Here is a 26,311-nt window from a genome sequence, read left to right on the forward strand (position 1 = left end):
CATCGAACAGCGAGCGAAACACCATGAAACAGGCACCCTTCTCACTGATGAGACTCTTGCGGAGTCCAAGGCGACATGCACGCGACCTCGCGAAACTGGCGGTCATCGGCGGCAGCGTGCTCGCCATCGGCACTGCGTTCGCCTACGTGGCGGGCATCGGCGACACGCATAGGCTGACTTCGACCAAAATCGTCGACACACTCGAAAGTGTGAGCGGCGTGCACGCGGGATACCGGCGCAATCATGCGAAAGGCGTATGCGTCGAAGGCTGGTTCGACGGCAACGGCAACGCGTCATCGCTTTCCCGTGCCGAAGTGTTCAGGCGGGAGCGCACGCCGGTGACAGGCCGGTTCGCGATACCCGGCCCGAATCCGTTCGTCAGCGATTCGGGCAATCCCGTGCGCAGCCTCGCGCTCGAATTCCGGCTGCGCGATGGCGAACAGTGGCGCACGGCAATGAACAGTACTCCTATGTTCATCGTGAACAGTGCGCAGGGGTTTTATGAGCAGCTGATCGCATCGCGTCCCGATCCGAAGACCGGCAAGCCCGATCCCGCGAAGCTCGCCGCGTTCTTTGCGGCGCATCCTGAAACCCGGCCCTTTCGCGATTGGGTCAAGGCGCACGCGCCCTCATCGAGCTTCGCGAATGCCGCCTACTACGGCATCAACGCGTTTCGAGCGACCGACGCTTCGGGCGTTACGCATGCCGTGCGCTGGTCCCTCGTGCCCGAAGCCAACTACGAGGCGGTATCGCAACGCGACGCCGCGCGTCACGACTTCCTCGACGACGAACTGAGAGATCGCCTCGCTCACGGCCCGCAACGGTGGCACCTGATCCTGACCGTCGCGCAACCGGGAGACGTCACCAACGACGCGACCAAAGCATGGCCCGACGACCGGAAGCATATCGACGCAGGCACGCTCGTGATCGACCGCGAGAGCCCGCAAGCCGACGGCGCTTGCCGCGACATCAACTTCGATCCGACCGTGTTGCCCGCTGGCCTCATGGTCTCCGACGATCCTTTGCTCGCGGCGCGTTCGTCCGCGTATGCCGTTTCGTTCAACCGCAGAACGCATGAGGAGGCGCATCATGAAGCGCACTGACGCGAACCACTTCAGTCCGGCGGCGCGCTGGATTCACTGGCTCATGGCGGTCCTCGTGACTGGCATGTTATTCATCGGTGTCGGCATGGTCGCGACGCTCTCGTCGTGGCATCAGACGTTCATCGCGATACATCGCCCTCTCGGCATCGTCATTCTTGCGCTCACGGTGCTGCGTCTCGCCGTACGCATGACGCACCGCACGCCCGCCCTCCCCGACGACATGCCGCGTTGGCAGCAACGCATCGCGCATGGCTCGCACTGGCTGTTTTATGGGCTGTTCTTCGCGATGCCGCTCGTCGGATGGTCGATGCTATCCGCAGGCGGATTTCCGATCGTCATGCTGGGCGGCGTGCATCTGCCGCCGATCGCGCCGGTGAACGTGCGTCTCTATGCGTTGCTGAGAAGCGCGCATACGTACCTCGCGCTGCTGTTGTTCGCGACGTTCGTGATGCACTTCGCCGCGGCCCTGTTTCATGGGCTGATTCGTCGCGACGGCGTGCTCTCGAGCATGGCGCGCAGCGGCCGATGACGGACATGCGCGTTCATTCATTCGGCGAGACCTGATCGATTGCAACCAGCAAGTCTTCCGTATGGACCATGAGTTCGCGCACTCGTTGCAGCATCGGGTATTGGTCCAACACGCCGCGCCAGCGAGGCGACTCGAGCAGATCATCCCACACGGGTTCGAGCATTCGGACATCGGCTGGTCGATGGTCTTGCAGCATGCACGCGTAATCGAGGCTCGCTTGCGCCGACAGCAGCTGCATGCGGCTGCCCGCGCCGAGCACGCGCTGCGCCGTGTCGGCAGGCGCATCGCAGCAGTAGAGAACGGTGCGATGCAAACCGGCCTCGTCGGTGGTCAGGCGGTGTAGCGACGAACCGCGCAAACGCACGGCGCCTTGAGCCGTATCGAATGCGTACGAGACGTTTTCCTCGGCATGCGCAAGGAGTTCGATACCACGAAGCAGCCGGGAAAGATCGGTCGTCGCTGCATCGACAGAGGCCTTCGATTCGACGAGCAGACAGACATCCCATTCCGGCGCTTCATCGGCGTTGTTGGCCCGCTTGAGCAGCACCGCATCCCACTCGCTCTTGGCACGTTCGGCGCGCCCCGGAATGGACGCAGGAACATGCATGGAGGTCACGACGCGATACGCCGCGCGATCACCATCTTCGTCTCCAAGACGGTCTGCCATAGCTTGCAACGCGTGACTGGCGCGCCCTTCGGCCGCTGCCCCGCGCTTCTGCGATGCGTTACCTTCCGCGGCCGCTTGCGCGCTGCCCGAACGCGGACCATGCCGGTCCCATAGCGACAGATACGCCTGCACGTGCTCATCCCGAAGCAGCGTTTCGAGACGTTGTAGCCGAAGCAAGGAAGGACTTTCGATCAGCCGCGTCAGCGCATCACGGGACCGAGGTTCGTCGGCGAATCCGGGAATGGTTAGCAGGTGTTGCGCGATATCGGCAAGGCCGGAAAAGTTAGGCGATGACGCATAAGCGTGCAATTGCGCCAACCCCTCGCGATGCGCATCCGACGACGTGCGCTGTTTGCCGGGATGAGCGATGGCGTTGACACTGGCGCGAATGGATCGACGATCCTGCTTCGCGTGCGCCGATAGCGACACGTATTCACGCACTTCCGCCACGCGGTGCCGGAGCAACGTGGCCTTGAAGACCGGGTCGCCGGATTCGTCGTGCAAGGCTTCTTCGATCAGGCGTGCGAGCCCTTCGATAAAGGCCTGTTTCATCGATACGGTCGGCGCTTCGCCTCGAGAGATCGCGCAGCGTGCCTGTTCGATGACGATTGCAAGCGCCGTGGCGGGTAACGGTATCGACGATCCATCGGACAAGGCAGCGAGCGCGGGCAAACGGTACCGGCGCGCCACGACGCGCAATATTTCTCGAAGCAGAAGCGATGCACACATGAGAGCACGAGGGATGAAACGTAGCCTCGTACTTTACCTCGTCGATGCGTGGGCGGCCGCCTGGCGCCCGGCACCTCGCTGCTTGCGCTTATCGACGCGCAGTTCCCGACACGACATCGATCCACACGGCGAGCACGAGGATCGCGCCCTTCACGATCATCTGCCAATAGGAGTCGACATCCAGCATCGACATGCCGTTGTCGAGGCTCGCCATCACGAGCGCGCCGATGATAGCGCCATACACGGTCCCCGAGCCGCCACGCATCGACGTTCCGCCGATGAAGCATGCCGCGATGGCGTCGAGCTCGCCCATCGATCCCGCAGAAGGCGAGCCAGCCGCGAGACGCGCCGTATTGACGAGTCCGCCGAACGCGCACATCAAGCCCATGAGCGCGAAGATAGCGAGCTTCACGCGGTCGGTGTTGATGCCGGAGAGGCGCGTCGCTTCCAGATTCGAGCCGACCGCATAGATGCGCCGGCCGAAGACCGTTTGCGTCGCAATGTAGGTGAAGACGCCGAGCAGCGCGAGCAGCACGAGCACAGGCACCGGAATGCCACCGTAACGGTTGAGCGTCGCGACGAACGCGAAGAGAATCACCCCCGCTGCGATAATCTTCACGCCGTCCTGCCACGGCGCGACAACCGGTAAGCCATAACGCTGACGGCTGCGTCGCTGACGCAAGGTCAACACTGCGAGCAGAGCGAAGAGCGCGATGGCGAGCGTATCGCCGGCCACGCGCGGCAAGTAGCCTTGCCCGATGAACACGAGTGAATCCGACACCGGCGCAATGGTCGAACCGCCGGTTATACCCAGCAACACGCCGCGATACGCCAGCATGCCGCCTAGCCCGACGATGAACGAGGGCACTCTTCGATACGTGGACCACCAGCCGTTGAAAAGACCAATGGCAACGCCGAGCATCATCACGACCAGCAAGGTGGCCGCAATAGGCCAGTGATACGTGACATCGAGAATCGCGGCCACGCCGCCGAGCAGCCCGAGCAGCGAGCCCACGGACAAGTCGATCTCGCCGGAGATGATGACGAATACCATGCCGCACGCGAGCATGCCGGTAATCGACATCTGCCGCAAAAGGTTCGAGAGATTGCGCGGCGTGACGAACGCGCCATTGGTCAGTAACGAGAAGAACAGCCAGATGACGGCGACGGCGAGCAGCAGCGCTAAGAGCTTATAGCGCGTGAATAGCTGCTTCATGCGCTGGCCGGCGGGCTGCGGCGCGCCCTTCTCGTCCTTGCTTGGCTTGGGCGTCGAAATGAGATCGGGAGTCATGCGAGGCTCGCTGAATCGATTGAGTCGGTATCCTGCCGCGTTGCGATAGCGGCCGAAAGAATGTCTTCTTGCGTGAGGCCGTCGTTGATGAAGTCGCCTCGTAACTGGCCTTCGCCGATGACGAGCACACGGTCCGAGACACCGAGCACTTCCGGCAATTCCGACGACACCATGATGATGGATACGCCGCGTTGCGCGAGTTCGAACATCAGCTTGTAGATTTCGTACTTCGCGCCTACGTCGACGCCGCGCGTGGGTTCATCAAGAATCAGCACATCGGGATTCGTCAACAGCATGCGCGTGAGTACGGCCTTCTGCTGATTGCCGCCCGACAGACTCGCGATGGACAACATCGGATGCGCCGCGCGTACGGAGAGCCGCTTCATCTCGGTGTGAATGGTGTCGAGTTCCGCAGCCGTATCGATACGTCCGCCTTTAGCGAAACGCCTGAGTACCGCGAGCGTGATGTTATGCCCGACGCCGAGTTGCGGAACGATGCCATGACGCTTGCGATCTTCGGGCACCATGGCGATGCCTGCCGCGATCGCGTCGCCGGGCGTGCGAATGGAAACGGGCTTGCCTTTCACGATGACCTGCGCGGCGCTCTCGCCCGCGTATGCGCCGAACACTGCCTGCATGAGTTCGGTGCGCCCCGCGCCGACGAGCCCCGCGACGCCGAGAATCTCGCCTTTTCTCAGCGCGAATGACACGTCGTCCACGCGTTTGCGGTTCGGATTGTTGATATCGAAGCACGTGACGTGACGCGCTTCGAACACGACTTCGCCGATCGGCTGGCGGTCTTCCTTCGCAGGGCGCGGAAAGAGATTCGTGATCTCGCGCCCGACCATCATCGCGATGACGCGGTCGGTGTTCACGTTACGCATCGGATGCGTCGCGACGTGCTTGCCGTCGCGAATGACCGTCACGGTGTCGCACACGGCTTCGACTTCATCGAGCTTGTGCGAGATATACACGCAGGCGACGCCGCGCCGCTTGAGGTCTCGCACGATATCCAGAAGGATTTGCGTTTCCGACGCGGTAAGCGATGAAGAAGGTTCGTCGAGAATAAGCAGTCTCGCCTTCTTGTTGAGCGCCTTCGCTATCTCGATCAATTGCTGGTGGCCGCCGCCGTAGTTCATCACCGGCTGCGCCACGTTGATGCCCTGTATGTTCAGCTCGCCTAGCAGTTCGCTTGCGCGCTGATACATCGCCGGGTAATTCATGCGCCCGCCGGGCAGCGTGATCTCGTTACCCAGGAAGATGTTCTCGGCCACCGACAGTTGCGGCACGAGCATGAGTTCCTGGTGAATGATGATGATGCCCGCTTGCTCGGTGTCGCGAATGCCGGTCGCTCGGAGCGGCTTGCCATCCCAGATGATTTCGCCCTGCCACGTTCCATGCGGATAGACGCCCGACAGCACCTTCATGAGCGTCGACTTGCCTGCGCCGTTTTCACCGCAAAGTCCCACGCATTCGCCTTGATTCACGACGAGGTCGATGCCGTCGAGCGCCTTGACGCCCCCGAACGACTTGGCGATGCCGCGCATCTCCAATAGCGCCTGTGCCATGCTTGGTGTCCTGACTGTGCTGAACGAAGCGGGCATCGCCGAAGGCAACGCCCGCAGGACCATTAGTTGCCGGCCAGTTGCGCTTGCGAATAGAAGCCGTCCTTGATGACGACATCGACATTGGACTTGGTCAGCAATGTCGGCTGCAGCAGGACCGTGTCGACTTGCTTCTTGCCGTTGTCGTATTTCGCGTTGAACGCGGGCTTGTCGCCCTTGGCGAGATCGACGGCAAGCTTGGCGGCATCGCCTGCAATGAGTTTCAGAGGCTTGTAGACCGTCATGGTCTGCGTGCCGGCCACGAGGCGCTTGACCGCGGCGAGGTCGGCGTCCTGCCCCGACACCGGCACCTTGCCCGCGAGCTTCTGCGCGGCTAGCGCCTGAATGGCGCCGCCCGCCGTACCGTCGTTGGATGCGACGATCGCATCGATCTTGTTGTTGTTCGCGGTCAATGCATCCTCGGTGATTCGCAGCGCCGTGGATGCGCTCCATTCCGGCACCCACTGCTGCCCGACGATCTTGATATCGCCGCGATCGACAGCGGGCTTCAGCACTTTCATCTGCCCTTCTCGCAACATCTTCGCGTTATTGTCGGTGGGCGCGCCACCGAGCAGGAAGTAATTGCCCTTGGGTTGCGCGTTATAGACGCCTTGCGCCTGCAATTCGCCGACCTTTTCGTTGTCGAACGAGATATACGCATCGATGTCGGCATCGAGCACCAGGCGGTCATACGACACGACCTTGATGCCCGCCTTGTGCGCTTCGGCCACGACATTGCCGAGCGTCTTCGAATTGAACGGCACGATCACGATGACATCGACGCCACGCGAAATGAGGTTCTCGATCTGCGAAATCTGACGCGCTTCGCTTGCGTCGGCGGACTGCACCGACACTTTCGCGCCGAGCTTCGTGGCGGCCGCTACGAAATAGTCGCGATCGCGCGACCAGCGCTCCACACGCAGGTCGTCGATGCAAAAGCCGATCTCGGGCTTGTCCTTGCTTGCATGCGCGAGCGGCGCCGCGAGTGAAAAGCCCGCGCACATGGTGGCGCAGACGAGCGAACTCAGTACCGAACGGCGAATGGATGATTTCATGTCTCACTCCTGTTTTGGATGGCCGCGGGCGTAGTCGTGCGAGAGCGCCCGGCGTTACATACAGTGCGCCGCGAATACGTGTTCGCTGGCGTCGCTTTGATTGTTTCGACTCGAAGAGTGGCCGCTATTCGCCCGCGCTGCAATTGCGAAATCGACCGCTCGCGCTAACGTTTTTTGGCGTCGTTCAACCGTAGATCGCGCGGTTGACCCAATTCTCCAGGCGCTCCTGCTGGCCGCTCACATGTCGAGGATCGATTCCGCGAGAGATGGCATCGTTCGCCAGTGCGTCGAGTGAATAGCCGCCCGCGAACACCTTGCGCCCGAATTCGGATTCCCAACCGGCATAGCGGTCTGCCTTCAGTTCGGCGAGCCGATCGTTCTCGACAAGCCTCGCTGCGCGTTCGAGCGCTATCGCAATGACGTCGATTGCGCCGATGTGGCCATGCAGCAGATCCTCGGCATCGATACTCTGTCGGCGTACCTTCGAATCGAAATTCATGCCGCCTGTCGTGAAGCCGCCGTTGCGCAGAATCTCGTAAAGCGCGAGCGTGAGTTCTTCCACGCTATTCGGAAATTGATCCGTATCCCAGCCGTTTTGCGGATCGCCGCGATTGGCGTCGATACTGCCGAAGACGCCGAGCGCGAAGGCCGTCGCGATTTCGTGGTGAAACGAATGCCCGGCAAGCGTTGCGTGATTGGCTTCGATGTTCACGCGGTACTCGTCTTGCAGGCCGAATTGCGTAAGAAAGCCATGCACGGTGGCGACGTCGTAATCGTATTGATGCTTGGTCGGCTCTTGCCGCTTCGGCTCGATCAACAGTGCGCCCTTGAAGCCGATCTTGTGCTTGTGTTCCGCGACCATCGCAAGGAAGCGCGCAAGCTGTTCGCGCTCGCGTTTGAGATCCGTGTTCAGAAGGGTCTCGTAGCCCTCGCGGCCGCCCCACAGCACATAGTTCTCGCCGCCGAGATCGAGCGTGGCTTGCAGCGCCTCGCGCACTTGCGTGGCGGCGAAGGCGAATACGTCCGGGTTCGGGTTCGTGGCGGCGCCCGCTGCATAGCGCGGATTCGAGAACAGGTTCGCCGTGCCCCAGAGCAGCTTCACGCCGCTTGCCTCTTGCTTGCTCGCGAGGTACTCACGCATGCGCTTGAAGTTGTCGACGTATTCGCGAATGCTCGTGCCTTCCGGTGCGACGTCGGTATCGTGGAACGTATAGAACGGCGTGCCGAGTTTCCCGAAGAATTCGAACGCGGCGTCGGCTTTCATGCGCGCCATTTCCATCGCATCGCCCTGCTTATGCCACGGCCGATCGAACGTGCCGGCGCCGAACACATCCACGCCCGGCCACGCGAATGAATGCCAGTAACATACGGCAAGCCGCAGATGATCGGCCATACGCTTGCCGAGGACCATCTTGTCGGCATCGTAATGCCGATAAGCGAATGGATTGTCTGAACCCGCGCCCTCGAAACGGGCGCTTGGAAGATGTTCGAGCGAAGGCATCGCGTCTCCTGTTTTCGAATGCGCGCATTCGAGTCGCGCTTTAGAGTGACGCCATGCTGCCAGCCGCGCGCCCGGTGCTTCAATTGCGAAATTCGCCAGCGCGATTAGCGATTCTTGGCAATGGCCGGAGTTGATTGACGCATGCCATTAGAATGAAGCGGCTGCATAGTCGGCAGTCACGCTTCACATATGGAAAACCCTTAAGTCCGCTAAGAGATTTTCATGAATCGTCCGCATCGCATCGCGTTGCTCTTCAACGCCAACAAGGTGTACGACCGCGAGATCATCACGGGCATCGGCCAATATCTGCTCTCTACGCGGGTCGCTTGGGACCTCTTTCTCGAAGAGGATTTCAGGGCGCGGTTGACCGGCATCGAACGTTTCGACGGCGACGGCATCATTGCGGATTTCGATGACCCCGCCGTCTGCGACGCGCTTGCCGATTGCCCGCTTCCTGTCGTCGCCGTGGGCGGCTCGTATCACGACGCAGCGTGTTACCCCGCATCGTTGCCGTATATCGCCACAGACAACGCCAAGCTCGTATCGCTCGCCTATACGCACCTCATCAGCGCGGGGCTGCAACGCTTTGCGCTGTACAGCCTGCCGGAATCGAGCGAGAACCGCTGGGCTCAGGAGCGCGAACGCGCGTTTCAGGCGCTGGTCGAGGCGGACGGACTCGAAGCGGAGATCCATCGCGGTTTGCCGACGAGCGCCCCGGTATGGAGCCAGGCGAGCGCCGAACTCACATCGTGGCTGCACAGTCTGCCAAAGCCCGTCGGCATCATCGCCGTCACCGATGCGCGCGCTCGACATCTGCTGCAAGCGTGCCTCATTTCAGGCATTGCAGTGCCCGAGGAAGTCGCGATCATCGGTATCGACAACGATCCGCTCACGCGCTCGCTCACACGCATCGAGCTGTCTTCCGTGATTCAGGGAACAGAGGAAATGGGACGAACGGCCGCGCACCTGCTGCATCAAATGCTCGGCGGGGCGCGCTTTGCAGGGCGGCGAATACTCGTGCCGCCGGTCGGCATCAACGTGCTCGAATCCACACGCCATCAGCCCGTGGCGAGCCCTTACGTGATGCGCGCGCGCCATTACATTCGCCAATACGGATGTCAGGGCATCAAGACCGACCAGGTGGCCGATTACGTCGGTGTATCGCGTTCTTCGCTCGAAGATCACTTCCGGCGCGAATTGGGTTGCACCGTTCATCAGGAAATCCTCAGCCACAAGCTACAGGTGGCCAAGCAATTGCTTGCGAAACAGGACATACCCAGTGCGGAGGTGGCGATACGCTGTGGCTTCACATCGCTGCAATACATGTACGCCGTTTTCAGGCGCGAGCTCGATTGCACACCGCGTGAATATCAGGAACGGCTTCAGGCCACGTCGTCGCACACCGCCTGACGCCACGAAGGGTATCGACTTATGAATATCGCCGACACCGAGGGCGCTGCCCGAACGAACGCCGACCGAATCTCCGCCGAGCGCTGGGGCAGCCTGCCAGGCGGCGACAGCGTGCGTCTCTTTACGCTGCGCAACGCGCACGGCATGAGAGTCGCGATCAGCGATCTCGGCGCGACGCTCGTCTCATGGCATGCAGCGGATCGCGCGGGCCGCGTCGCCGACGTTCTGCTCGGACACGACACGCCCGAAGCCTATCTAAAGGGTCGCGCGTATCTGGGCGGCATTATCGGGCGATGGGCCAATCGCATTCGCGACGCCCGCTTCATGCTGGACGGAGTGAGTTATTCGCTGGATCGCAACGAAGGCTCGCAACATCTTCATGGCGGCGCAGCGGGGTTTCATCGCGCGATCTGGAGCGCACGCGAGAGCGACGGCGCATTGGTACTCACTCACGAGTCGCCGGAAGGCGATGCCGGTTTTCCAGGCAACGTCATAACGACCGTGCGCTATGCGCTCGACGACGACGGCACGCTCACGATTCAGTACGATGCCGTCGCGAACGCACCCACGCCCATCAATCTGACGAATCATGCCTATTTCAACTTGTCCGGCGACGGTACGCCTGGCGCATGCGATATACGCGGCCACGTCATTGCGATAGACGCAGATAGCTTCTTCGACATAGACGACGCGATGATTCCCGTCGCTCCCGCAAGCGTGGTCGGCAATGCGTTCGACTTTCGCGCGGGCGCGCCGATCGGCGCGCGACTGGACTGGCCCGATGCTCGTCTTTCACGCGCCGGCGGCTTCGACCATTGCTATATCCTGCCGGATACGAACGATGGCGGCGTGCGCAAGGTCGCGGTGCTGTACGACCCTGCGAGCGGCAGAGAGCTGATCGTATCGACGGACGCGCCCGGCTTGCAGTTCTATACCGGCAACCATCTGCAAGGCGTGCCCGGCCGCGACGGGAAGCCGTATCGCATTCATGCGGGGCTGTGCCTCGAAGCCGGTGCCTTTCCGAACCAGATCAATATGCCGGATGCGTCGCGCGTGGTGCTGAGGCCCGGAGAGCGCTACAGTCAGATCACGCGCTATCGCGTCGGCGTTCGATAAATTCGCTCAGGAGACAGCGGGCGCGCGCACGCCCATTGTTCCCTCTCGTACCGGCGCGTTCGTTTCCTTGATGACGCTCTCGCACAGCGCGATGACTTGCGCCGCGCTCGCCGGATTGAATAGCGAATGGTCGATGTCCGGAAACGTCATCACGCGGACGTTCGGGTATCGCGACAAGCGCACGCCCAGCTTGCCGCAATGCGCAGCCAGCAGATCGAGCCCCGCGTCATAGCTGCCATAGACGAGCAAGGTCTTGACGCCCTTGGCATCGAGCACGCGGGCGATCGCTTGGGGCGTCGTCGCTTGCTCGACAGATGCAACAGTGGAACTGTCGAGGCGGAACAGGTCCGCGATGCGCGAACGAATGCGCGTCCCGGCATAACCCGCAATGAAGCCGAGCACGCGCAGCAGGTTTTTATCGCCGCGTAGTATCGCTTTCCATTTCTGCAACTCGAACATCGACGCTGCGTAGCCCGCCATCGAATTGCGTGTCGATTGACGCATCTCGTCCGCTGACTTGTCCTCTGGCTGTTTGAACGTCGGAATGTTCACGGCGATCACGCCTGTAATGGCGGGCTCCGACGCGGCCGCCTTGAGTGCGTGATAGGCGCCGGAACATATGCCGAACGAGTAGATCGACGCGTAGCCGCGTTGCGAGAGCCACCGCGCGGCCGCCGCCGTATCGCGCGTCGCAACAGGATGATAGATGCGGCTATAGGGCGTATCCGTCTGACCCACGCCCGGCGCAGCGGGACTATCGCCGCGGCCACGCGCATCGAAACGCAACGAAGCGATGCCACGTCGTGCGAGATCGCGCGCAATGCGCACGGAGAGCCGACTATCGCCTACACGCGAACTCGCCGATGTATTGGCAAGCAGGAATGCGGGACCACGCGACACTGTACGGCGCGGCTCGCACATGATGCCGATGAGACCGTCCTCGCCTATTCTCACGGGCCGCTCGATGGCCTCGGGCGTTTCGATGCTTAAGTCTTCGGGCCATTCAGACGTCATCAACGGTTCGTTGCTACGGTCGTGAGTCCCGTCGGCAAGCCACTGCACCGCCTGCGCGAACGCTGCATGCGGCATCACCATGAAGGCCGATTCCTGAATGAATCCGGTGAGGTCGTCGAAGGTCTGAACCTGTACATCGACATCGAGCGAAGCCAGCGCATCGCGTAACGCGTCTTTCGAACCGACACGTCCGTGCATCAACAGCACGCGCGGTGCGGGTGCAATGCCCGATTGTTTGACGCTGGCTGCCAGATCGATGGCTTCCAGATCACGCCTGAAGTCTTCGCCATAGCTTTGACCGAGAACGTTCAGCGGACCGTCCTGTGGCTGTATTTCGCGCAACGGCGCAGCGAGCTTTTCGAGCCAGGTCTTGCGCGTCACACTGAGTTCGCGCATGTACGTGCGTCCACTGACAACGGGCGCAAGGAGCACGAGTTCATCCACGGGGCGGCGCAGTGCCGCATGCAATGCGAAAGCAGCGCCCACTCGGAAGCCACAAAGCGCCACATGCTCGACGCCCGTCTGCTCTCTCAGGAAATCGACGGCGGCGCCGATGTCATCGACCGCCGACTCGAACTGACCCGGCGCGGCATCGTCGCCGATGGAATCGCCAGTGCCGATGTAGTCGAAACGCAAGACCCAAAGGCCTTGGGCTGCGAGCAACTCCGCAAGCAGACGCAAGCCGCTATAGGTCCAGACATACTCATGGCCATAGGTATTGCAAAGCACGACGCCCCGCTTACCCGTTCCTGCATGCAGCCACCCCAATCGCCCACCGAATACGACCGGTCTCATTGTTCTGTCCTCGCTCTGGCGACGTACACGAATCCCAAGGGATGCCCCCGCTCCCTTTGCTCGCCTTTTGCCGCGGGATTCGTCGTGCGAGATCCGCAGCGTCGGTGTGCTGGTTGTCGCGATTATATTGAGCAAGTCGACTTCGCAATGTCGGCTTCCGACATTTCGTTTGAATAAGCTAGTGATTGGCGGCTATGGCAGCGCCTGAGTCATTGTGATGTGGTAGACGAAGGCACCGCCCATATACTCTCTCCGCTCCAGGCGGCCATCGCGGGATTCACGGCTTCCTGTGCAGCAAGGCGCGCATGTGCGTAGACACGGTCGCGCTCTCGGGCGACAAGGGCCTTCTTCGAGGCCACTGTCTGACGATGAAATCGCGGGTCGCCCATCATTGCGACGTATTCGCCGCGGCGGTAGCGCAAGTAACGCTGGAAGAACTCGGCTCCGGGCAAGCCGCTGTCGAGCGCCAGCAGCACGCCATAGTCGATATCCTCGACGTCACCCAGCGTCCTGACAGCAGACTCCAAAGCGGCGTAACGCTGTGTCAGCGGCACGCTCTTGTCGCACAACGCATGAAAACGCTGATAAGTCAGCAATTGCCGATGTAACGCACAGCGTCGCAATGCCTTTGCGAGTTTCAGACTCAGTTCGGTTTCCACTTTCCCTCCCGCCATATCACGGATTGCAGGCGCGCGACTGCACACCATCCGCTAAAGCCGATGGCGGCTGAAACTGGCCTGCTTCAACTGTCAAAGCAAAGAGAAATGCCGATACTCACAGTCATGTTCGACATGACTGGCACGGCCAATTAGCGTCGATTCGCTCGATGCGAAGATTGGAACGCAGTTAAAGAGTGAGAGGTTCTGTTAGCATTGCGTCAACGTTCGGCAAGCGACTGCCAGTGCGTGACAATCATTAACGATGAATGCTGTGCCACCGAGCGAAAGCCGTTGTTGGTTCGGCTCGATGGTGTTTACATGCTAGCAAACATATCGCGCCTAACCAAGAACAGAATGCTGTTTTTGCAGCCTCGTGTTTTTCATCAAACTGTCAACCGGTAGTTCTTCCTTCTGGTGCGTTCGCATGAGTCATTGGCCCGGAGCCGATAAGCGAACTCATACGTAGTCGCTGAAGATTATCTTTATTATTCACGCTGACTAAGCACCGCTGATTGAACAGAGGTTGTCGGGAAACGCATCAATCGCACAGTATTGACAAGGGCGATCTCAATGGTCGTTTAATGGGAGCGAATTGAAATAGTCATAGACAGGTGCAATCAGGCTTCAGGGCCCGAGCGTCACCAATAAGCACGAGGGGCTGCTGCGAAGACGTCCATTCAACGCCCTCGCAGTAGCCCGCCGTCAATGATGTGCTTCTCGCCGGAGATCAGTGCCCGAAATAGACCGGCTTGTTTCCGTCGTTCATCGGTCGCAATGCGCGCATGCCCGCTGCGGATGTCCCGCTGTCGACGCCACCATATGCGCTCGTTGCGCCCTGCATTGCACTATTCTGGCCCGAGACGCGGCTTTCTGCCTTCTGGACATCGCTCGGATAGGTCGTGCGATCCGACTGTCCGGGGTTATAGCCTGCGGCTTCTACCTGCCGCAGATCCTGCTGCACCTGACCGCGATCGACGGCGGAGCCGGCTTGCGCGAAGCAAAGCGCCGGGGCAGCGAGCACAGCGGCAGCAGCGACTGCTTTAACGATCGACTTCATGACAGATCCTCCAGTTGTTAGACGGCGCGACAGCATTTCTGCGCCTGCTCCCAACATTCAGCATCGGTCGTTCCTGCGCTGCCCGCCGCGTTCTCATTCCGCCTTGGCTTCGACCAATTTGACCAGCACGTGCAGCATGCGGTTAGCGGGCGTGGGCACGCCCAGCGCTTCGCCGCGACGAACGATCAAACCGTTGAGATGGTCGATCTCGCTGTGCTTGCCGCGCGCGAGATCCTGGGCCGTAGACGAATATTGGTTCGGCATGGTCTCCGCGATGCGGCGCACGGCGGCATCCACATCGCCCGGGAGCTTCACGCCATCGGCCTTGGCGACGGCAACACACTCGTCGATGACATCGCGCATCGCGCGCGTGACGCCTTCGCCCTGAACCAGTCGTCCATAAGGCACCTGTGCAATGGCCGAAAGCGCGTTGTACGCACAGTTGAGAACGAGCTTCGCCCATAACGCGCCACGCACGTTGTCCGATATCTCGGTAGGCACGCTCGCGGCGGCGAACATATGCGCGACGTCTTCGCTCATGCTCGAAGGTTCGATGACCAGTTCGCCACGTCCATGGTGTCGAATATGCCCCGGACCTGCCATTTCCGCAGCAACATAGACTACGGCCGCCGCGCCTTCTTGCGGCAACAACTGGCGCAAGCGCTCGGCATTTTCCACGCCGTTCTGCAGTGACAAGACCAGCGCGCGTGGATCGAGATATGGCGCAAGTGCCCGTGCGGCGCTGTCCGTATCCGTCGACTTGACGCAGAACAGCACTAACTGCGCGCCCTTTGCCGCGCTCGCGTCTGTCCTGGCCGCAACGCGAACGCGCTCATCGAAAGTCTGCGTGTCGAGTCTCAAGCCTTCGCGCTGGATTGCTTCGACGTGCTGGGGCCGTGCAATCAGCGCGACTTCATGTCCTGCGCGAGCGAGCATGCCGCCGTAATAACAGCCCACTGCGCCCGCACCCATGACAGCAATCTTCATGTTTCCTTTCTCCTGGTCACTGCATCACGCGAAGTCCGTTCGCTTTGCAACGGGAAAATATCACAACACCGCTGAAGGCTTCCGGCGCGGGCTTAGACCCGCAAACGCTTGCGCTTTGTATGCCGGCGCAACTTTGTGGGACGACGCACGATAGTCAGTCGAATTCCCAATGAACCATATTGTTAAAGCATGCCGAGGGACGATACGCTTGCTGCAGCGGATAGACGGCGCGTTTCCAGACCATGACCGACCGCTATGGGGTGTGTGCTGCACGCCTTCCCGGCCGAAGGTGCCGGGAAGGCAGGCAATGTAGGGAGACCAATATACGGCGCGCCGAGGCGCCGCATGGCAGGAAAAGCGGTAGCGGCCCGGCAACGGGCGACGCGCAGCCGGAGCGTGGGGTGTTTTCACGAGAACAAAAAATGAACCATGGATATGAAGCATCGCTCGTCAAGCGCGTGGTGAACCAACTCGTCGCGGGCATTATCAACGGAGAATACAAGGACAACGTTCTGCCGCCTCAAATCCTTCTTTCGCAGAAGCATGGTGTCTCCCGCACCATCATGCGCGAGGCGTTGAGCATTCTCATCTCGCGGCGCATGCTGGACGTGCGGCCTAAGACAGGCACCCGCATTCGGCCTGCGCACGAGTGGCTCATCATCGATTCTGAAGTGGCCGAGTGGCGCTTGCGTGCCCTGCCCGATCCGGACTGCCTGCGACGTCTCGTCGAGTTCCGGTCGCTCGTCGATCCACCGGCGGCCGCGCTTGCGGCGGCGCGCGCGAACAGGCATCAGCGCATCGGTATCAATGCCGCGTTTCAGCGGCTCGTGCATGCGAGTCCCGAAGAGACTTCCCACGCGGCCACGGAAGAAGCGTTGTTGACCGCTATTCTCGATGCGAGCGGCGACGAGATCTTGCGCCAGATGGGTAGTGTGGTGCGTGTGGCCATGAGGACGATCAAAGCCACGTTGCGCAATCACTCTCAGGGGCTCTCACGCATGCCGGAGTCCGAGATCAGCGATTACGGCAAAGTGGTCCGCGCCATCGACGCGGGCGATGCAGACAGCGCGCGTTCGATCATGACGCACATGCTCGAGCGTACTGCTTCGATGTGGATCGAAGAAGCCGTGTAATCGCCTCTGCCTTTTCCAATGCGAGTGCAGGAATCAATGACTACAATGGATCGATGATTCGGTCAATGATTCGGTGTGCCAGCCGCTCGGCATTGAGACTCGGAGGCAGAGATGGCAGAACTCGACAAGGAAGAGGTCGTCGCCGTATTGAACCGGATTCTCGAATCCGAGCTCGCCGGCGTCGTGCGTTACACGCACTATTCGTTTCTCGTCTTCGGGTTCGGGCGCATACCGATCGTTTCATGGCTGCGCGCGCAGGCGGATGAATCGTTGACGCACGCGCATCAGGCGGGCGAATGGATCACCACGCTCGGCGCGTATCCATCGCTGGAAATCGGCCCGCTGCTGGACAATCACACGTTCGATATCGCGACCATTCTTCGCGAGTCGCTGCAAGCAGAAAAAGTCGCGCTGGACCTTTATCGCGATCTCCTGAGACTCGTGGAAGACCGCTCGGTCGCGCTCGAAGAATATGCGCGGCAGATGATTCAGACCGAAGAACTGCACGCGGGTGAAGTAGACAAGATGCTGCGCCGTCCGGGAGAAGTCGACACGTCCCCGGAAAGACGCACGGGGCACGTCTGAGAACATGCGCTGCGCGGGACACCGCACAGCGCATCGAAGGTCCGGCAACCGCTTACTTCGGCTGCGCGACCGTACGCAGATAAGGCTTGAGCGTCTTGAAGCCTTCCGGATACTTTTTCTTGGCGTCTTCGTCGGAAACCGAGGTGGGGATGATGACGTCATCGCCCGGCTTCCAGTTGACCGGCGTGGCGACGGTGTGCTTCGCGTTCAGTTGCAGCGCGTCCAGCAACCTGAGCACTTCGTCGAAGTTGCGGCCCGCGCTCATCGGATACGTGAAGGTCGCTTTCATCTTCTTGTCCGGACCGATGATGAACACGGCTCGAATGGTGGCGTTATCGACGGCCGTGCGCGGACCGCCGCCGCTCGCATTCGGATGAATCATGTCGTAGAGCTTGGCGACGGTCAGGTCCGCATCGCCGATCATCGGGTAATTGACGGCCGTGCCTTGTGTTTCCTCGATGTCTTTCGCCCACTTGGCATGATTGTCGACCGGATCGATCGACAAGCCGATGATCTTGGTGTTGCGCTTGTCGAACTCGGGTTTCAGCTTCGCCATATAGCCGAGCTCGGTGGTGCAGACGGGCGTGAAGTCCTTCGGATGCGAGAAGAGGATCGCCCAACTGTCGCCGATCCACTCGTGAAAGCGAATCGGGCCTTCGGTGGTTTCTGCGGTGAAATCGGGGGCTTCATCGCCAATGCGGATGGACATATTTGATCTCCACGTCAAGGAATAATCAGAGAGCGTTGCGCCTTCGTGCAACAGGTCCCGTTGGTCAAAGCGAAACCGACAAGCCGATTATAGTGCCGCTCCGCGCGAGAGCGGACCACCGCCACGAATCACCCCGCTGAGCATGCGGTCTTCGGCACAGGGAATGCTTAAGCGACCGGGCGTTTCTTGACCCATGCGCTCGGGCATGCGCGGCTTCGTTCTCGTATTCCTCGGCAAAATCTGCTATTACGAAACTGAAACCCCAGGCCGGCGTCGACTCGTCGCCCTGCAACTGTCCTGCCAAGGGACCGGAGGTGATCGTGGCCGTCATGCAGAGAAAGACCGTCGCTGCACTGCAAAAAGAAGCATCGGAAACTGAAGAGGTTTTGCAGGAGCAAGGCGGCCACGCGTTGAAACGTTCGCTTACCGCGCTCGATGTGACCATGCTCGGCATCGGCTGCATCATCGGGGCAGGCATTTTCGTGCTCACGGGACACGCCGCGGCTTCGAATGCAGGCCCTGCCATCGTCATATCGTTCGTGCTGGGCGCAATCGTATGCGCGCTTGCCGGCCTTTGTTATGCGGAAATGGCTTCGACCGTACCCGTCTCAGGAAGCGCCTATACGTACGCTTATGCGACGATGGGCGAACTGATCGCATGGCTTATCGGCTGGGACTTGATACTGGAATACGCAGTCGGCGCGACGACCGTGGCGATCGGCTGGTCGGGCTATGTCGTCAGCTTTCTGCATTCACTGCATATCGATATTCCTGCGCAGCTTTCGCAAGCGCCCTTCGCCTATGACCCCGCCAAGGGATGGAGTCACGCGGGCGCTATCCTTAACGTACCGGCCATGGTCATCGTGGGGCTCATCACCATCCTGCTGGTGATAGGCATTCGCGAATCGGCGCGGGTCAACAGCTTCATCGTCGTTATCAAAGTGCTTATCGTGCTCGCGTTCATCGCGGCAGGCATTGCGTATGTCGACACGAGTCATTGGGTCACTGCGAAGAATCCGACCGGCGCATTCATTCCGCCCAATACCGGTGAATCCGGCGTGTACGGCATGAGCGGCGTTCTGCGAGGAGCGGCGGTCGTCTTCTTCGCTTATATCGGCTTCGATTCAGTGTCGTGCGTCGCGCAGGAGACGCGCAATCCACGTCGCGACATGCCGATCGGCTTGCTCGGCTCGCTCACCATCTGCACGATTCTGTATGTCCTCGTCTCGTACGTGCTGACTGGCATCGTGTCGTACGACAAGCTCAATGTGTCCGACCCGATCGCAGTCGGCGTGGATGCCATCGGCATGCGCTGGCTCTCGCCTATCGTGAAGCTGGGCGCGATCTTCGGCCTGACATCGGTCATTCTCGTTCTGCTGCTGAGCCAGCCGCGTATCTTCTATTCGATGGCGCGCGACGGCTTGCTGCCGCCCTTCGCCTCGAAGATTCATGCGCGCTTCCATACGCCGTACATCACGACGATCATTACCGGCCTGATCGTCATGGTCCTCGCAGGGCTGCTTCCGATCGGTCTCGTAGGCGAACTCGTCAGCATCGGCACGCTGTTCGCGTTCGCCGTGGTCTGCGTCGGCGTGCTGGTGTTGCGCATCAAGCAACCCGAGCTGAAGCGGGCCTTCAAAACGCCCGCCGTGTTCATCGTGGCTCCGTTAGGGGCGATCTCGTCGGTGTTCCTCATGTCCGGCTTGCCTGCCGATACATGGATACGGCTCATCATATGGATGGCGATCGGCATCGTCATTTACTTCACATACGGCATACGGCATAGCCGCTTGCGCGTGGACAAGCAAACGCCTCCGGCTCAAACAGCAAGAAGCTAAGGTTGACGAGGCCGCCGGGTGCCATGTTCGCGCGCTTCTTGCGGGCTTTCGTAGATATACGGCGCGACGCCCCGGCGTTTCAGCGCATCGCCGAGTTTCATGCGCAGGAAGCTGCTCGTCGTATAGCGCGTTACGCCGCCATAGAACCGACTGACTAGCCGCGTGACCATCTCCGAATAAGCGTCGAGCATGCTCGGGCGAATGGAAAAGTTATCGTAGTTGACGATAGCGTGCGGCTTGACGCTCACGCCCGCGAGTTGCTTCTCGACTTCCAGGCGAATTGCTTCGACGTCGTGCAGGCTCGCCACCTCAAAGCCTTCGAAGTTGATGAAGAAAAGGTTCTTGTCGGCGTCGTAGCTGAATCGCTCCGAGAGATCGAGGCCTAGCAGTATCTTGCGCAGACCCATCGGCTCGTCCGTGAAAATGCGCGGATCCATCAGGCTCGGAGCGGACGTCATCAAGGGGCGGAAGTCCATGTGAGCCACGATATCGCGCTCGACATCGATGCCGGGCGCCACTTCCTTCAGCGCCAATCCCTCGCTACTCAGTTCGAACACACAGCGTTCGGTAATGTAAATCACCTTCTGACCGCGCTCCACGGCATAGGGCCCGCTGAACGTGCGATGCTCGACGGCATCCAAGAATTTGCGGCAATTTCCGTCTCGGCGAATCATGAGCTTGCCGTCTTCGATAAGAATGTCGAGCTTACCCGCGTTGAACGTTCCGACGAAAACCACCTTCTTTGCCGACTGACTAATGTTGATGAACCCGCCCGCGCCGGCGAGCTTCGGTCCGAACTTGCTCACATTGAGATTGCCTTCGCGGTCTGCTTGCGCAAGCCCGAGGAAGGCGATATCCAGGCCGCCGCCATCGTAGAAGTCGAACTGGTAAGGCTGGTCGATGATCGCCTGCGTATTCGTCGCCGCGCCGAAATTCAGGCCGCCAGCCGGGATGCCGCCTATCACGCCCGGTTCGGTGGTCATCGTGAAGAGGTCGATCACCTGCTCTTCGTTGGCCACGCTCGCAATGCCTTCCGGCATGCCGATGCCGAGATTGACCACGCTATTGGCCATCAGTTCGAACGCGGCGCGACGCGCGATGACCTTGCGTTCATTGAGCGGCATGGGCGGCAGCGAACCCGCGGCGACCCGCAATTCGCTGGAAAACGCGGCGCTGTATTGCTCGCCGAAGGTCTGCCAGTGATTCTCCGGGCGCGCGACAACGACGCAATCCACCATGACGCCCGGCACTTTCACTTGCCGCGCGTTGAGCGTGTTCGACTCGGCGAGCCGTTCCACTTGCGCGATAACGATGCCGCCGGAATTGCGCGCGGCCATTGCAATGGAGAGTGCTTCCAGTGTCAGCGCTTCCTTCTCCATCGTGATGTTGCCGTTCAGATCGGCCGTCGTCCCGCGCACGATTGCGACGTCGATGGGAAAGGCTTTGTAATACAGATAGTCGGTACCGTCTATCTGCATGAGACGCACGATATCCTCGGTCGTGCGGGCATTGAGTTTTCCTCCGCCATTGCGCGGATCGACGAAGGTCCCGAGACCGACAGTCGATAGCTGCCCCGGACGATGCGCCGCGATATCGCGAAACAGCTGCGAAATCACGCCTTGCGGCAAGTTATACGCTTCGATGCGATTCTCGATGGCGAGCTTTTGCAAGCCGGGAACGAGTCCCCAGTGGCCGCCGATGACACGCTTCACGAGCCCTTCGTGCGCGAAATGATTGAGGCCTTTCGCACGCCCATCGCCTTGGCCGGCGGCATAGACGATCGTGAGATCCGCGATCGGCTCGTCTGCTTCGGCGTCGCCTGCTGTCTTGCCTTCGAGAAAGCGCGCCTCGAGCGCCATCGCCACTTCTTCCGCGAAGCCAACGCCCACGAAGCCGCTCGTTGCGATTGTGTCGCCCGACCGGATGAGGCGCACGGCCTCGCGCGCCGACACGATCTTGCCGCGCTCGACAAGCCGTGCCGATGACGAGAAGGCGTGGTGACGAGGCGGGGCGCTGCTGTTGTTCATGGCGTCTCCTTGTCCGTTTCGGGCAAGGTAACACCAAATGAGCGCAGTGCGAAATGCGCGTCGTCCAGAAGTGTCGTGCTATGTGCTTTAGCGAGGCGCGCCGGCCTCGATCGCCTGTATGAACTGATGCAGCACGGCGCCGGACGCATCCGTCACGGCCCAGAATGTCATGCCGTCCTGATTCCAGCGGGCAAGCGCATAGCCGTCGTCCGAGCGCGTGACGACTGCCTTCGCGTCCTTTTGCGCCCCTCCCGACGCTTTTTCGGGGAACACGTAGACGTCGATCGGATGCTTCAGATAGCGATAAACGACCACCGCCACCGGACGATGCCCGATGTAGTCGAGCCGTCCGCCGACCAGCGCATAGCCAGGTCCTGCCGGGTCGATGACAGGCGGCGCATAGTCGATGCGACCGTTGAACCACGGTTTTACCGTATGTTTATCGCTGGATAAAACGTCTATTGGACGATCCGACATCAGCGCCCGCACATGGCTCGATACGATCTCTTGCGCGATCGGCGATTCGGCCGGCATGCGGGCGGCGGTCTGAATCCACAGCACGGCGCCCAGCACGACTGCCGATAGCGTCGCGCCTGCGAATGCCCCGCCGAAGAAGGGCCACGGCGCGGAAAAAGGCAGCCGCCATGTGTTGCGCGTGTTAGGCGTTGGCGATTGCCGGCGTGCTTCGCGAGCCGCTTCGTCCCGCACGCGCGCCAGCACTTGCGCTCGCAGGTGCGCCGGCGCGTGGTGATACAGCGAGCCATCGGTCAACCTCGTTTCGAGCGAGGCGGTTTCGTTATTGTCCATTGCCCGATTCCTCGGAATGACCCGGTTCTGATTTGCGCACGAGCCGCACGTTCGGTCTGTCGCCCTGAGCTGCGCGCACGGCTGCCGCCAGCATTTTCCGGCCGCGCGCGAGTCTCGACATCACGGTTCCTATCGGCACGCCCGTAATGGCGGCCACTTCCTTATAACTCATGTCTTCCAACTCACGCAGCACCAGCACCTCCCGAAAGACCAGAGGCAGTGACTCCAGCGCGCGATGCACCAGTTGCACCTCGTCCTTGCGCACGGCGAGCGTCTCGGGACTCACGCCGGCATCGTCAGACCATCCCGGCAATGCCTGGTCGCCCGCGATCTCCTCGTCATACGGCGTCGCGTCGGCCAACTGCACGCGACGACGCCACTCCGTGAAACATGTATTACGCACGATGGCGAGCAGCCATCCCCGCGCATTCGACTCATCGCCGTCCTCGAAGCCCGAGAAGAAACGAAACGCGCGCAGATAGGCTTCCTGCACGACGTCATCGGCATCGCTCGGGCTGCCCGACAGCCAGCGCGCAAGGTTATAGGCGGCATCGAGGTGCGGCATGACCGTCGCTTCGAAGCGCGCATGCGGGGACTCGTCTACCTTCGACCTGCTTGGCCACATTGCGCGGATCTCCCAAAGCCACCGAATTGGAACCTATTGATTGCGCTCACACTCGCTGTTACCGCTTGTTTCGCCGATTTATTCCTTCGTATTTCGACCGGGGGCAAAATAATTTCTATCGGGAATATCGGAGGTGCTGCGCCGGTTCGATGGACGCTGGATACGTCACTTCAACAAGGAGCCGCCGTGCAAACCGAACTGAATTCCCTATCTTGTCCGTCCGAACTCGACGATCACGGCAAACGCCGGCGCACCGCACTCTCGTGCATGGCGTGGGCCGGTGCGGGCGTGCTCTGGACGATCAGCGGCGGCGTGCCGCGCTCGCAACTGATTTCGTCGGCTCATGCGGCAGAAACCACGCGCGCTTTCAGTTTCGTGCAAATCAGCGATAGTCATATCGGATTCAACAAAGATCCGAATACGGAGCCGACAGGCACGCTTCAGGAGGCCATTAGTCATGTCCGCGCGATGCCTCAGCGTCCCGCATTCATGATCCACACAGGCGATATCACGCACCTGTCCAAGCCCGCTCAATTCGACACGGCCACGCAGATCATCAACGATGCCGGTATGCCCGTGCATTACGTGCCCGGCGAGCACGACGTGCTCGTCGAAAACGGCGATCCGTTTTTTGCGGGCTTCGCGGACCAGTATGGCAAAGGTGGCGCGCGTCACTGGTACAGCTTCGATGAGGGCGGTGTGCATTTCATCGGCCTGACGAATGTGCTCGACCTGAAGGGTGGCGGCCTCGGCTTTCTCGGCGACGCACAACTCGCGTGGCTCAAACAGGACCTGCAGGCAAGAAGCAGCAGCACGCCGATTGTCGTCTTCGCGCATATTCCGCTTTGGGCGCTCTACCCGCAATGGGGCTGGGGCACCGACGACAGCGCGCAGGCGCTCGCGCTTCTGAAGCGCTTCGGTTCCGTGACAGTGTTGAACGGACACGTCCATCAGGTCGCGCAGAAAGTGGAAGGCGACATGCGATTCTATTCCGCGATGTCGACTGCGTTTCCTCAGCCTGCGCCCGGTTCGGCAGCCGGTCCCGGACCCATGAAAGTCGGTGCAGAACAGCTACGGTCCATGCTCGGTCTGCGAGCGGTCACGCATATACCGGGACGCGAACAGTTGGCCATCGTCGATACGTCACTCGAAGGAGCACGCGCATGAATGCCTCTTTCGCGGGACGATGCGTGCGTCAGCTAGCGGTTGCAATCATCATTAAGGGACTCTTCGGCCTGATGCCCTCCGCTTGCGCCGAAGAGCCAGCGCAACAAGTCGCAGCGGTAGCGGCGCCGACCATCACCATCGACAACTTCGCGTTCAGCCAGCCGACGCTCACGGTCCCGGCCGGTACGAAGGTGACGTGGATCAATCGCGACGACATGCTGCATACCGTCGTGGATGAAACGAAGTCGTTCAAATCGGACCCGCTCGATAGCGGCGACACCTTCTCGCATGTGTTCGATCGGCCGGGCACGTACAAGTACTTCTGCTCGTTGCATCCGCATATGACGGGAACCATCGTCGTGCGGTGATGCAATGATGGCAAAGGCGCGCGCGGTCAGCGTTGCGCCTTTGCTATCGCATCGAGATTGCCTTCGCCGAAGCCATGATGTCCGCGTCTCTCGACGATCTCGAAGAACATGTCGCCGGGCCGCCGTTCGAGAAACGTTTGAAGAAAGAGTTGCGGCGTGCCGTCCGGAAGTATTTCACCGTCGACGAGAATGCCGCGTGTACGCAGTTGCTCGATATCGAGGCCATGTCCTGGCAAACGCGTGTCGATCTCGTCGTAATAGCGCGGCGGGGGCGTGAGAAAGCGCACTCCGCGTGCGCGCAGCGCATCGACAGAAGCAAAGATATCCGACGACGCAAGCGCGATATGCTGCACGCCCTCGCCTTCATGGTCCGGCAGATACTGCTGCATGAGGTCCGTGCGATACGTGCCCTCTTCATACACGGGAATGCGAATAGAACCGCACGGCGAAACCGTGACAGCCGAATCTTGCGATACGTGCCAGTCCGGATGCACCTCGTGAATCTCTTCGAAATGCAGCACTTCCCGGTAGAAATCGAGCCACTCCTGAATGCGGCCCGCGCCGACGGTTTGCGTGAAGTGATCGACTTCGAGCAGGCCCGTACCGCCGACTCCAGTCGGCTCATGATCGAGCGGTCGAAAGTCGATGTCGTAGATCGAGGCTTCGCCGCTGTTCTTGCCGGGCCAGTGATCGACGAAATAGATATGCGAATCGCCGATACCCTGAATAGCGGGAATGGCGAGTTCGTTAGGGCCGATCTTCTCGCCCTCGAAGTCCCACGCGCCGTAGTCCACTGCGCGTTCATGAGCGATTTGCGCGTTCACCACGCGAATGCCGATGGCCGCGATGCCCACGCCATGCGTCTCTGCGAAACGCGTGGCGAAGGAATCGGGCTCGGCGTTCAGCAGGAAATTCATGCTGGCCTGACGATAGAGCGTCACTGCCTTGCTGACGTGCTGCGCCACCGGCACGAAGCCTAGCCGTTCGAACAGCTCCGCAAGGCCTTGTGGATCCGGGCTCGAGAACTCCACGAACTCCAGCCCCGCAATGCCGAGCGGGTTATTCCCGGCTTCGGAATCGGGGATCGCGCCGGCGGCCGTGGAAAGGTCAGCGGATTGCGGCTGGGTCATCGACAATACCTCGAAAAATGTACGAGTTGGTTCACGGACGTAAAAAGTACCATGACTGCCCCATCGTACGCCACAACGGACGCGGGCGGTCGTGCCAAGCGTAGCGGCAGCACGTCGCCCGTGTCAAAGCGAGGCATTGTTCGGCTCAAGCTGCAAGCCGCTGGGCATTCATCGAGGGACGGCGTGCCTGAGGCGGAAAGACGTTCCATGTGCCGTCGTCGTGACGAAAGAAAATGATGTCGATCAGCGCCCCGCCATGCCAGCCCTCGATGCGCACATAGCGCATACCCGTGACGTGCGAGCGGCACAGTTGCGCGACGCGCGCGGGATGGGCGACGGTCGGCGCGAGCCATTTGTCGACGGCGCTGTGCAGTGAGTTTGCCGAAGTTTGCATGATGGTCTCCC

24 protein-coding genes are annotated in these 26,311 nt (G+C 60.8%); 9 read left to right on the forward strand and 15 right to left on the reverse strand.

Going from position 1 to position 26,311, the window contains the following annotated elements:
• Positions 1-47: 47 nt before the first annotated feature.
• Both LDZ24_RS16695 and LDZ24_RS16700 read left to right on the forward strand, forming a co-directional pair.
• The gene (locus LDZ24_RS16695) at positions 48-1,103 is read left to right on the forward strand and encodes a catalase family peroxidase (protein WP_248323328.1); all 1,056 of its coding nucleotides are present in this window, start codon (positions 48-50) and stop codon (positions 1,101-1,103) included.
• The gene (locus tag LDZ24_RS16700; protein WP_248323293.1) at positions 1,090-1,632 is read left to right on the forward strand and encodes a cytochrome b; all 543 of its coding nucleotides are present in this window, start codon (positions 1,090-1,092) and stop codon (positions 1,630-1,632) included. Before LDZ24_RS16695 ends, LDZ24_RS16700 begins: the two co-directional genes overlap by 14 nt.
• 13 nt (positions 1,633-1,645) lie before the next feature.
• On the opposite strand, the gene LDZ24_RS16705 is transcribed toward LDZ24_RS16700, so the two are convergent.
• From LDZ24_RS16705 to xylA, 5 genes are all read right to left on the reverse strand, one after another.
• Entirely contained in the window at positions 1,646-2,851 is a 1,206-nt protein-coding gene (locus LDZ24_RS16705; protein ID WP_371747455.1) for a 3-deoxy-D-arabino-heptulosonate 7-phosphate synthase, read from the reverse strand.
• Positions 2,852-3,116: 265 nt separating this feature from the next.
• Positions 3,117-4,319, reverse strand: coding sequence for a sugar ABC transporter permease (locus LDZ24_RS16710; protein WP_248323295.1), 1,203 nt, complete (start codon positions 4,317-4,319; stop codon positions 3,117-3,119).
• Complete coding sequence (gene xylG, locus LDZ24_RS16715) at positions 4,316-5,887, reverse strand: D-xylose ABC transporter ATP-binding protein (protein WP_248323296.1); 1,572 nt, start codon at positions 5,885-5,887, stop codon at positions 4,316-4,318. Before xylG ends, LDZ24_RS16710 begins: the two co-directional genes overlap by 4 nt.
• Before the next feature lie 62 nt (positions 5,888-5,949).
• A complete protein-coding gene (xylF, locus tag LDZ24_RS16720; protein WP_248323297.1) occupies positions 5,950-6,978 on the reverse strand; it encodes a D-xylose ABC transporter substrate-binding protein in 1,029 nt (342 codons plus the stop codon).
• A gap of 184 nt (positions 6,979-7,162) precedes the next feature.
• Positions 7,163-8,479 (reverse strand): xylose isomerase, encoded by a 1,317-nt coding sequence (gene xylA, locus LDZ24_RS16725; RefSeq protein ID WP_248323298.1) that lies wholly within the window; start codon positions 8,477-8,479, stop codon positions 7,163-7,165.
• Between the two features lie 222 nt (positions 8,480-8,701).
• Here xylA and LDZ24_RS16730 point away from each other — a divergent pair, with 222 nt between their 5' ends.
• Entirely contained in the window at positions 8,702-9,889 is a 1,188-nt protein-coding gene (locus LDZ24_RS16730; RefSeq protein WP_248323299.1) for a DNA-binding transcriptional regulator, read from the forward strand.
• Between the two features lie 21 nt (positions 9,890-9,910).
• A complete protein-coding gene (locus LDZ24_RS16735; protein WP_248322377.1) occupies positions 9,911-11,005 on the forward strand; it encodes an aldose epimerase family protein in 1,095 nt (364 codons plus the stop codon).
• A gap of 6 nt (positions 11,006-11,011) precedes the next feature.
• Here LDZ24_RS16735 and LDZ24_RS16740 read toward each other — a convergent pair whose 3' ends face one another.
• The 4 genes from LDZ24_RS16740 to LDZ24_RS16755 all read right to left on the reverse strand — a co-directional run bounded on the left by LDZ24_RS16740 (position 11,012) and on the right by LDZ24_RS16755 (position 15,517).
• On the reverse strand, positions 11,012-12,814 hold the full coding sequence (locus LDZ24_RS16740; RefSeq protein ID WP_248322378.1) for an alpha/beta fold hydrolase: 1,803 nt from the start codon (positions 12,812-12,814) through the stop codon (positions 11,012-11,014).
• Between the two features lie 209 nt (positions 12,815-13,023).
• A complete protein-coding gene (locus LDZ24_RS16745; protein WP_248322379.1) occupies positions 13,024-13,473 on the reverse strand; it encodes a hypothetical protein in 450 nt (149 codons plus the stop codon).
• A gap of 727 nt (positions 13,474-14,200) precedes the next feature.
• A complete protein-coding gene (locus tag LDZ24_RS16750) occupies positions 14,201-14,530 on the reverse strand; it encodes a DUF4148 domain-containing protein (RefSeq protein ID WP_248322380.1) in 330 nt (109 codons plus the stop codon).
• A 93-nt stretch (positions 14,531-14,623) separates the two neighbouring features.
• Entirely contained in the window at positions 14,624-15,517 is an 894-nt protein-coding gene (locus LDZ24_RS16755; RefSeq protein WP_248322381.1) for a ketopantoate reductase family protein, read from the reverse strand.
• 422 nt (positions 15,518-15,939) lie between these two features.
• On the opposite strand from LDZ24_RS16755, the gene LDZ24_RS16760 reads away from it, so the two are divergent.
• On the forward strand, positions 15,940-16,650 hold the full coding sequence (locus LDZ24_RS16760; RefSeq protein ID WP_248322382.1) for a FadR/GntR family transcriptional regulator: 711 nt from the start codon (positions 15,940-15,942) through the stop codon (positions 16,648-16,650).
• A gap of 111 nt (positions 16,651-16,761) precedes the next feature.
• Positions 16,762-17,235: a bacterioferritin gene (locus LDZ24_RS16765; RefSeq protein ID WP_175941557.1), complete on the forward strand. Its 474-nt coding sequence runs from the start codon at positions 16,762-16,764 to the stop codon at positions 17,233-17,235.
• Positions 17,236-17,287: 52 nt separating this feature from the next.
• Here LDZ24_RS16765 and LDZ24_RS16770 read toward each other — a convergent pair whose 3' ends face one another.
• Positions 17,288-17,944 (reverse strand): peroxiredoxin, encoded by a 657-nt coding sequence (locus LDZ24_RS16770; protein WP_175941559.1) that lies wholly within the window; start codon positions 17,942-17,944, stop codon positions 17,288-17,290.
• Between the two features lie 329 nt (positions 17,945-18,273).
• Between LDZ24_RS16770 and LDZ24_RS16775 the strand changes: the two genes are divergently transcribed.
• Positions 18,274-19,782: an amino acid permease gene (locus LDZ24_RS16775; RefSeq protein WP_248322383.1), complete on the forward strand. Its 1,509-nt coding sequence runs from the start codon at positions 18,274-18,276 to the stop codon at positions 19,780-19,782.
• On the opposite strand, the gene LDZ24_RS16780 is transcribed toward LDZ24_RS16775, so the two are convergent.
• The 3 genes from LDZ24_RS16780 to LDZ24_RS16790 all read right to left on the reverse strand — a co-directional run bounded on the left by LDZ24_RS16780 (position 19,779) and on the right by LDZ24_RS16790 (position 23,241).
• Positions 19,779-21,809, reverse strand: a complete 2,031-nt coding sequence (locus LDZ24_RS16780) for an acyl CoA:acetate/3-ketoacid CoA transferase (RefSeq protein WP_248322384.1) — start codon at positions 21,807-21,809, stop codon at positions 19,779-19,781. The genes LDZ24_RS16775 and LDZ24_RS16780 overlap by 4 nt on opposite strands.
• Positions 21,810-21,896: 87 nt before the next feature.
• Entirely contained in the window at positions 21,897-22,616 is a 720-nt protein-coding gene (locus LDZ24_RS16785; RefSeq protein ID WP_248322385.1) for an anti-sigma factor, read from the reverse strand.
• On the reverse strand, positions 22,606-23,241 hold the full coding sequence (locus LDZ24_RS16790) for an RNA polymerase sigma factor (RefSeq protein ID WP_248322386.1): 636 nt from the start codon (positions 23,239-23,241) through the stop codon (positions 22,606-22,608). Before LDZ24_RS16790 ends, LDZ24_RS16785 begins: the two co-directional genes overlap by 11 nt.
• Before the next feature lie 267 nt (positions 23,242-23,508).
• Between LDZ24_RS16790 and LDZ24_RS16795 the strand changes: the two genes are divergently transcribed.
• Together LDZ24_RS16795 and LDZ24_RS16800 are read left to right on the forward strand one after the other, a co-directional pair.
• Complete coding sequence (locus tag LDZ24_RS16795) at positions 23,509-24,408, forward strand: metallophosphoesterase (RefSeq protein WP_248323329.1); 900 nt, start codon at positions 23,509-23,511, stop codon at positions 24,406-24,408.
• Positions 24,405-24,776 (forward strand): cupredoxin family copper-binding protein, encoded by a 372-nt coding sequence (locus tag LDZ24_RS16800; protein ID WP_248322387.1) that lies wholly within the window; start codon positions 24,405-24,407, stop codon positions 24,774-24,776. The genes LDZ24_RS16795 and LDZ24_RS16800 overlap by 4 nt, the downstream gene beginning before the upstream one ends.
• A gap of 26 nt (positions 24,777-24,802) precedes the next feature.
• On the opposite strand, the gene LDZ24_RS16805 is transcribed toward LDZ24_RS16800, so the two are convergent.
• The gene (locus LDZ24_RS16805) at positions 24,803-25,906 is read right to left on the reverse strand and encodes a 4-hydroxyphenylpyruvate dioxygenase family protein (RefSeq protein ID WP_248322388.1); all 1,104 of its coding nucleotides are present in this window, start codon (positions 25,904-25,906) and stop codon (positions 24,803-24,805) included.
• Between the two features lie 145 nt (positions 25,907-26,051).
• Positions 26,052-26,300, reverse strand: a complete 249-nt coding sequence (locus LDZ24_RS16810; RefSeq protein WP_248322389.1) for a hypothetical protein — start codon at positions 26,298-26,300, stop codon at positions 26,052-26,054.
• Positions 26,301-26,311: the final 11 nt, after the last annotated feature.

This window comes from Caballeronia sp. Sq4a (genome assembly GCF_023170545.1).
GTDB lineage: Bacteria > Pseudomonadota > Gammaproteobacteria > Burkholderiales > Burkholderiaceae > Caballeronia.

Excerpts from the sequence above, each read along its gene's own strand:
- LDZ24_RS16695 (WP_248323328.1), top strand. The coding sequence starts at position 48 with ATGAGACTCTTGCGGAGTCCAAGGCGACATGCACGCGACCTCGCGAAA.
- LDZ24_RS16700 (WP_248323293.1), top strand. The coding sequence starts at position 1,090 with ATGAAGCGCACTGACGCGAACCACTTCAGTCCGGCGGCGCGCTGGATT.
- LDZ24_RS16705 (WP_371747455.1), bottom strand. The coding sequence starts at position 2,851 with ATGAAACAGGCCTTTATCGAAGGGCTCGCACGCCTGATCGAAGAAGCC.
- LDZ24_RS16710 (WP_248323295.1), bottom strand. The coding sequence starts at position 4,319 with ATGACTCCCGATCTCATTTCGACGCCCAAGCCAAGCAAGGACGAGAAG.
- xylG (WP_248323296.1), bottom strand. The coding sequence starts at position 5,887 with ATGGCACAGGCGCTATTGGAGATGCGCGGCATCGCCAAGTCGTTCGGG.
- xylF (WP_248323297.1), bottom strand. The coding sequence starts at position 6,978 with ATGAAATCATCCATTCGCCGTTCGGTACTGAGTTCGCTCGTCTGCGCC.
- xylA (WP_248323298.1), bottom strand. The coding sequence starts at position 8,479 with ATGCCTTCGCTCGAACATCTTCCAAGCGCCCGTTTCGAGGGCGCGGGT.
- LDZ24_RS16730 (WP_248323299.1), top strand. The coding sequence starts at position 8,702 with ATGAATCGTCCGCATCGCATCGCGTTGCTCTTCAACGCCAACAAGGTG.
- LDZ24_RS16735 (WP_248322377.1), top strand. The coding sequence starts at position 9,911 with ATGAATATCGCCGACACCGAGGGCGCTGCCCGAACGAACGCCGACCGA.
- LDZ24_RS16740 (WP_248322378.1), bottom strand. The coding sequence starts at position 12,814 with ATGAGACCGGTCGTATTCGGTGGGCGATTGGGGTGGCTGCATGCAGGA.
- LDZ24_RS16750 (WP_248322380.1), bottom strand. The coding sequence starts at position 14,530 with ATGAAGTCGATCGTTAAAGCAGTCGCTGCTGCCGCTGTGCTCGCTGCC.
- LDZ24_RS16755 (WP_248322381.1), bottom strand. The coding sequence starts at position 15,517 with ATGAAGATTGCTGTCATGGGTGCGGGCGCAGTGGGCTGTTATTACGGC.
- LDZ24_RS16760 (WP_248322382.1), top strand. The coding sequence starts at position 15,940 with ATGAACCATGGATATGAAGCATCGCTCGTCAAGCGCGTGGTGAACCAA.
- LDZ24_RS16765 (WP_175941557.1), top strand. The coding sequence starts at position 16,762 with ATGGCAGAACTCGACAAGGAAGAGGTCGTCGCCGTATTGAACCGGATT.
- LDZ24_RS16770 (WP_175941559.1), bottom strand. The coding sequence starts at position 17,944 with ATGTCCATCCGCATTGGCGATGAAGCCCCCGATTTCACCGCAGAAACC.
- LDZ24_RS16775 (WP_248322383.1), top strand. The coding sequence starts at position 18,274 with ATGCAGAGAAAGACCGTCGCTGCACTGCAAAAAGAAGCATCGGAAACT.
- LDZ24_RS16780 (WP_248322384.1), bottom strand. The coding sequence starts at position 21,809 with ATGAACAACAGCAGCGCCCCGCCTCGTCACCACGCCTTCTCGTCATCG.
- LDZ24_RS16785 (WP_248322385.1), bottom strand. The coding sequence starts at position 22,616 with ATGGACAATAACGAAACCGCCTCGCTCGAAACGAGGTTGACCGATGGC.
- LDZ24_RS16790 (WP_248322386.1), bottom strand. The coding sequence starts at position 23,241 with ATGTGGCCAAGCAGGTCGAAGGTAGACGAGTCCCCGCATGCGCGCTTC.
- LDZ24_RS16795 (WP_248323329.1), top strand. The coding sequence starts at position 23,509 with ATGGCGTGGGCCGGTGCGGGCGTGCTCTGGACGATCAGCGGCGGCGTG.
- LDZ24_RS16800 (WP_248322387.1), top strand. The coding sequence starts at position 24,405 with ATGAATGCCTCTTTCGCGGGACGATGCGTGCGTCAGCTAGCGGTTGCA.
- LDZ24_RS16805 (WP_248322388.1), bottom strand. The coding sequence starts at position 25,906 with ATGACCCAGCCGCAATCCGCTGACCTTTCCACGGCCGCCGGCGCGATC.
- LDZ24_RS16810 (WP_248322389.1), bottom strand. The coding sequence starts at position 26,300 with ATGCAAACTTCGGCAAACTCACTGCACAGCGCCGTCGACAAATGGCTC.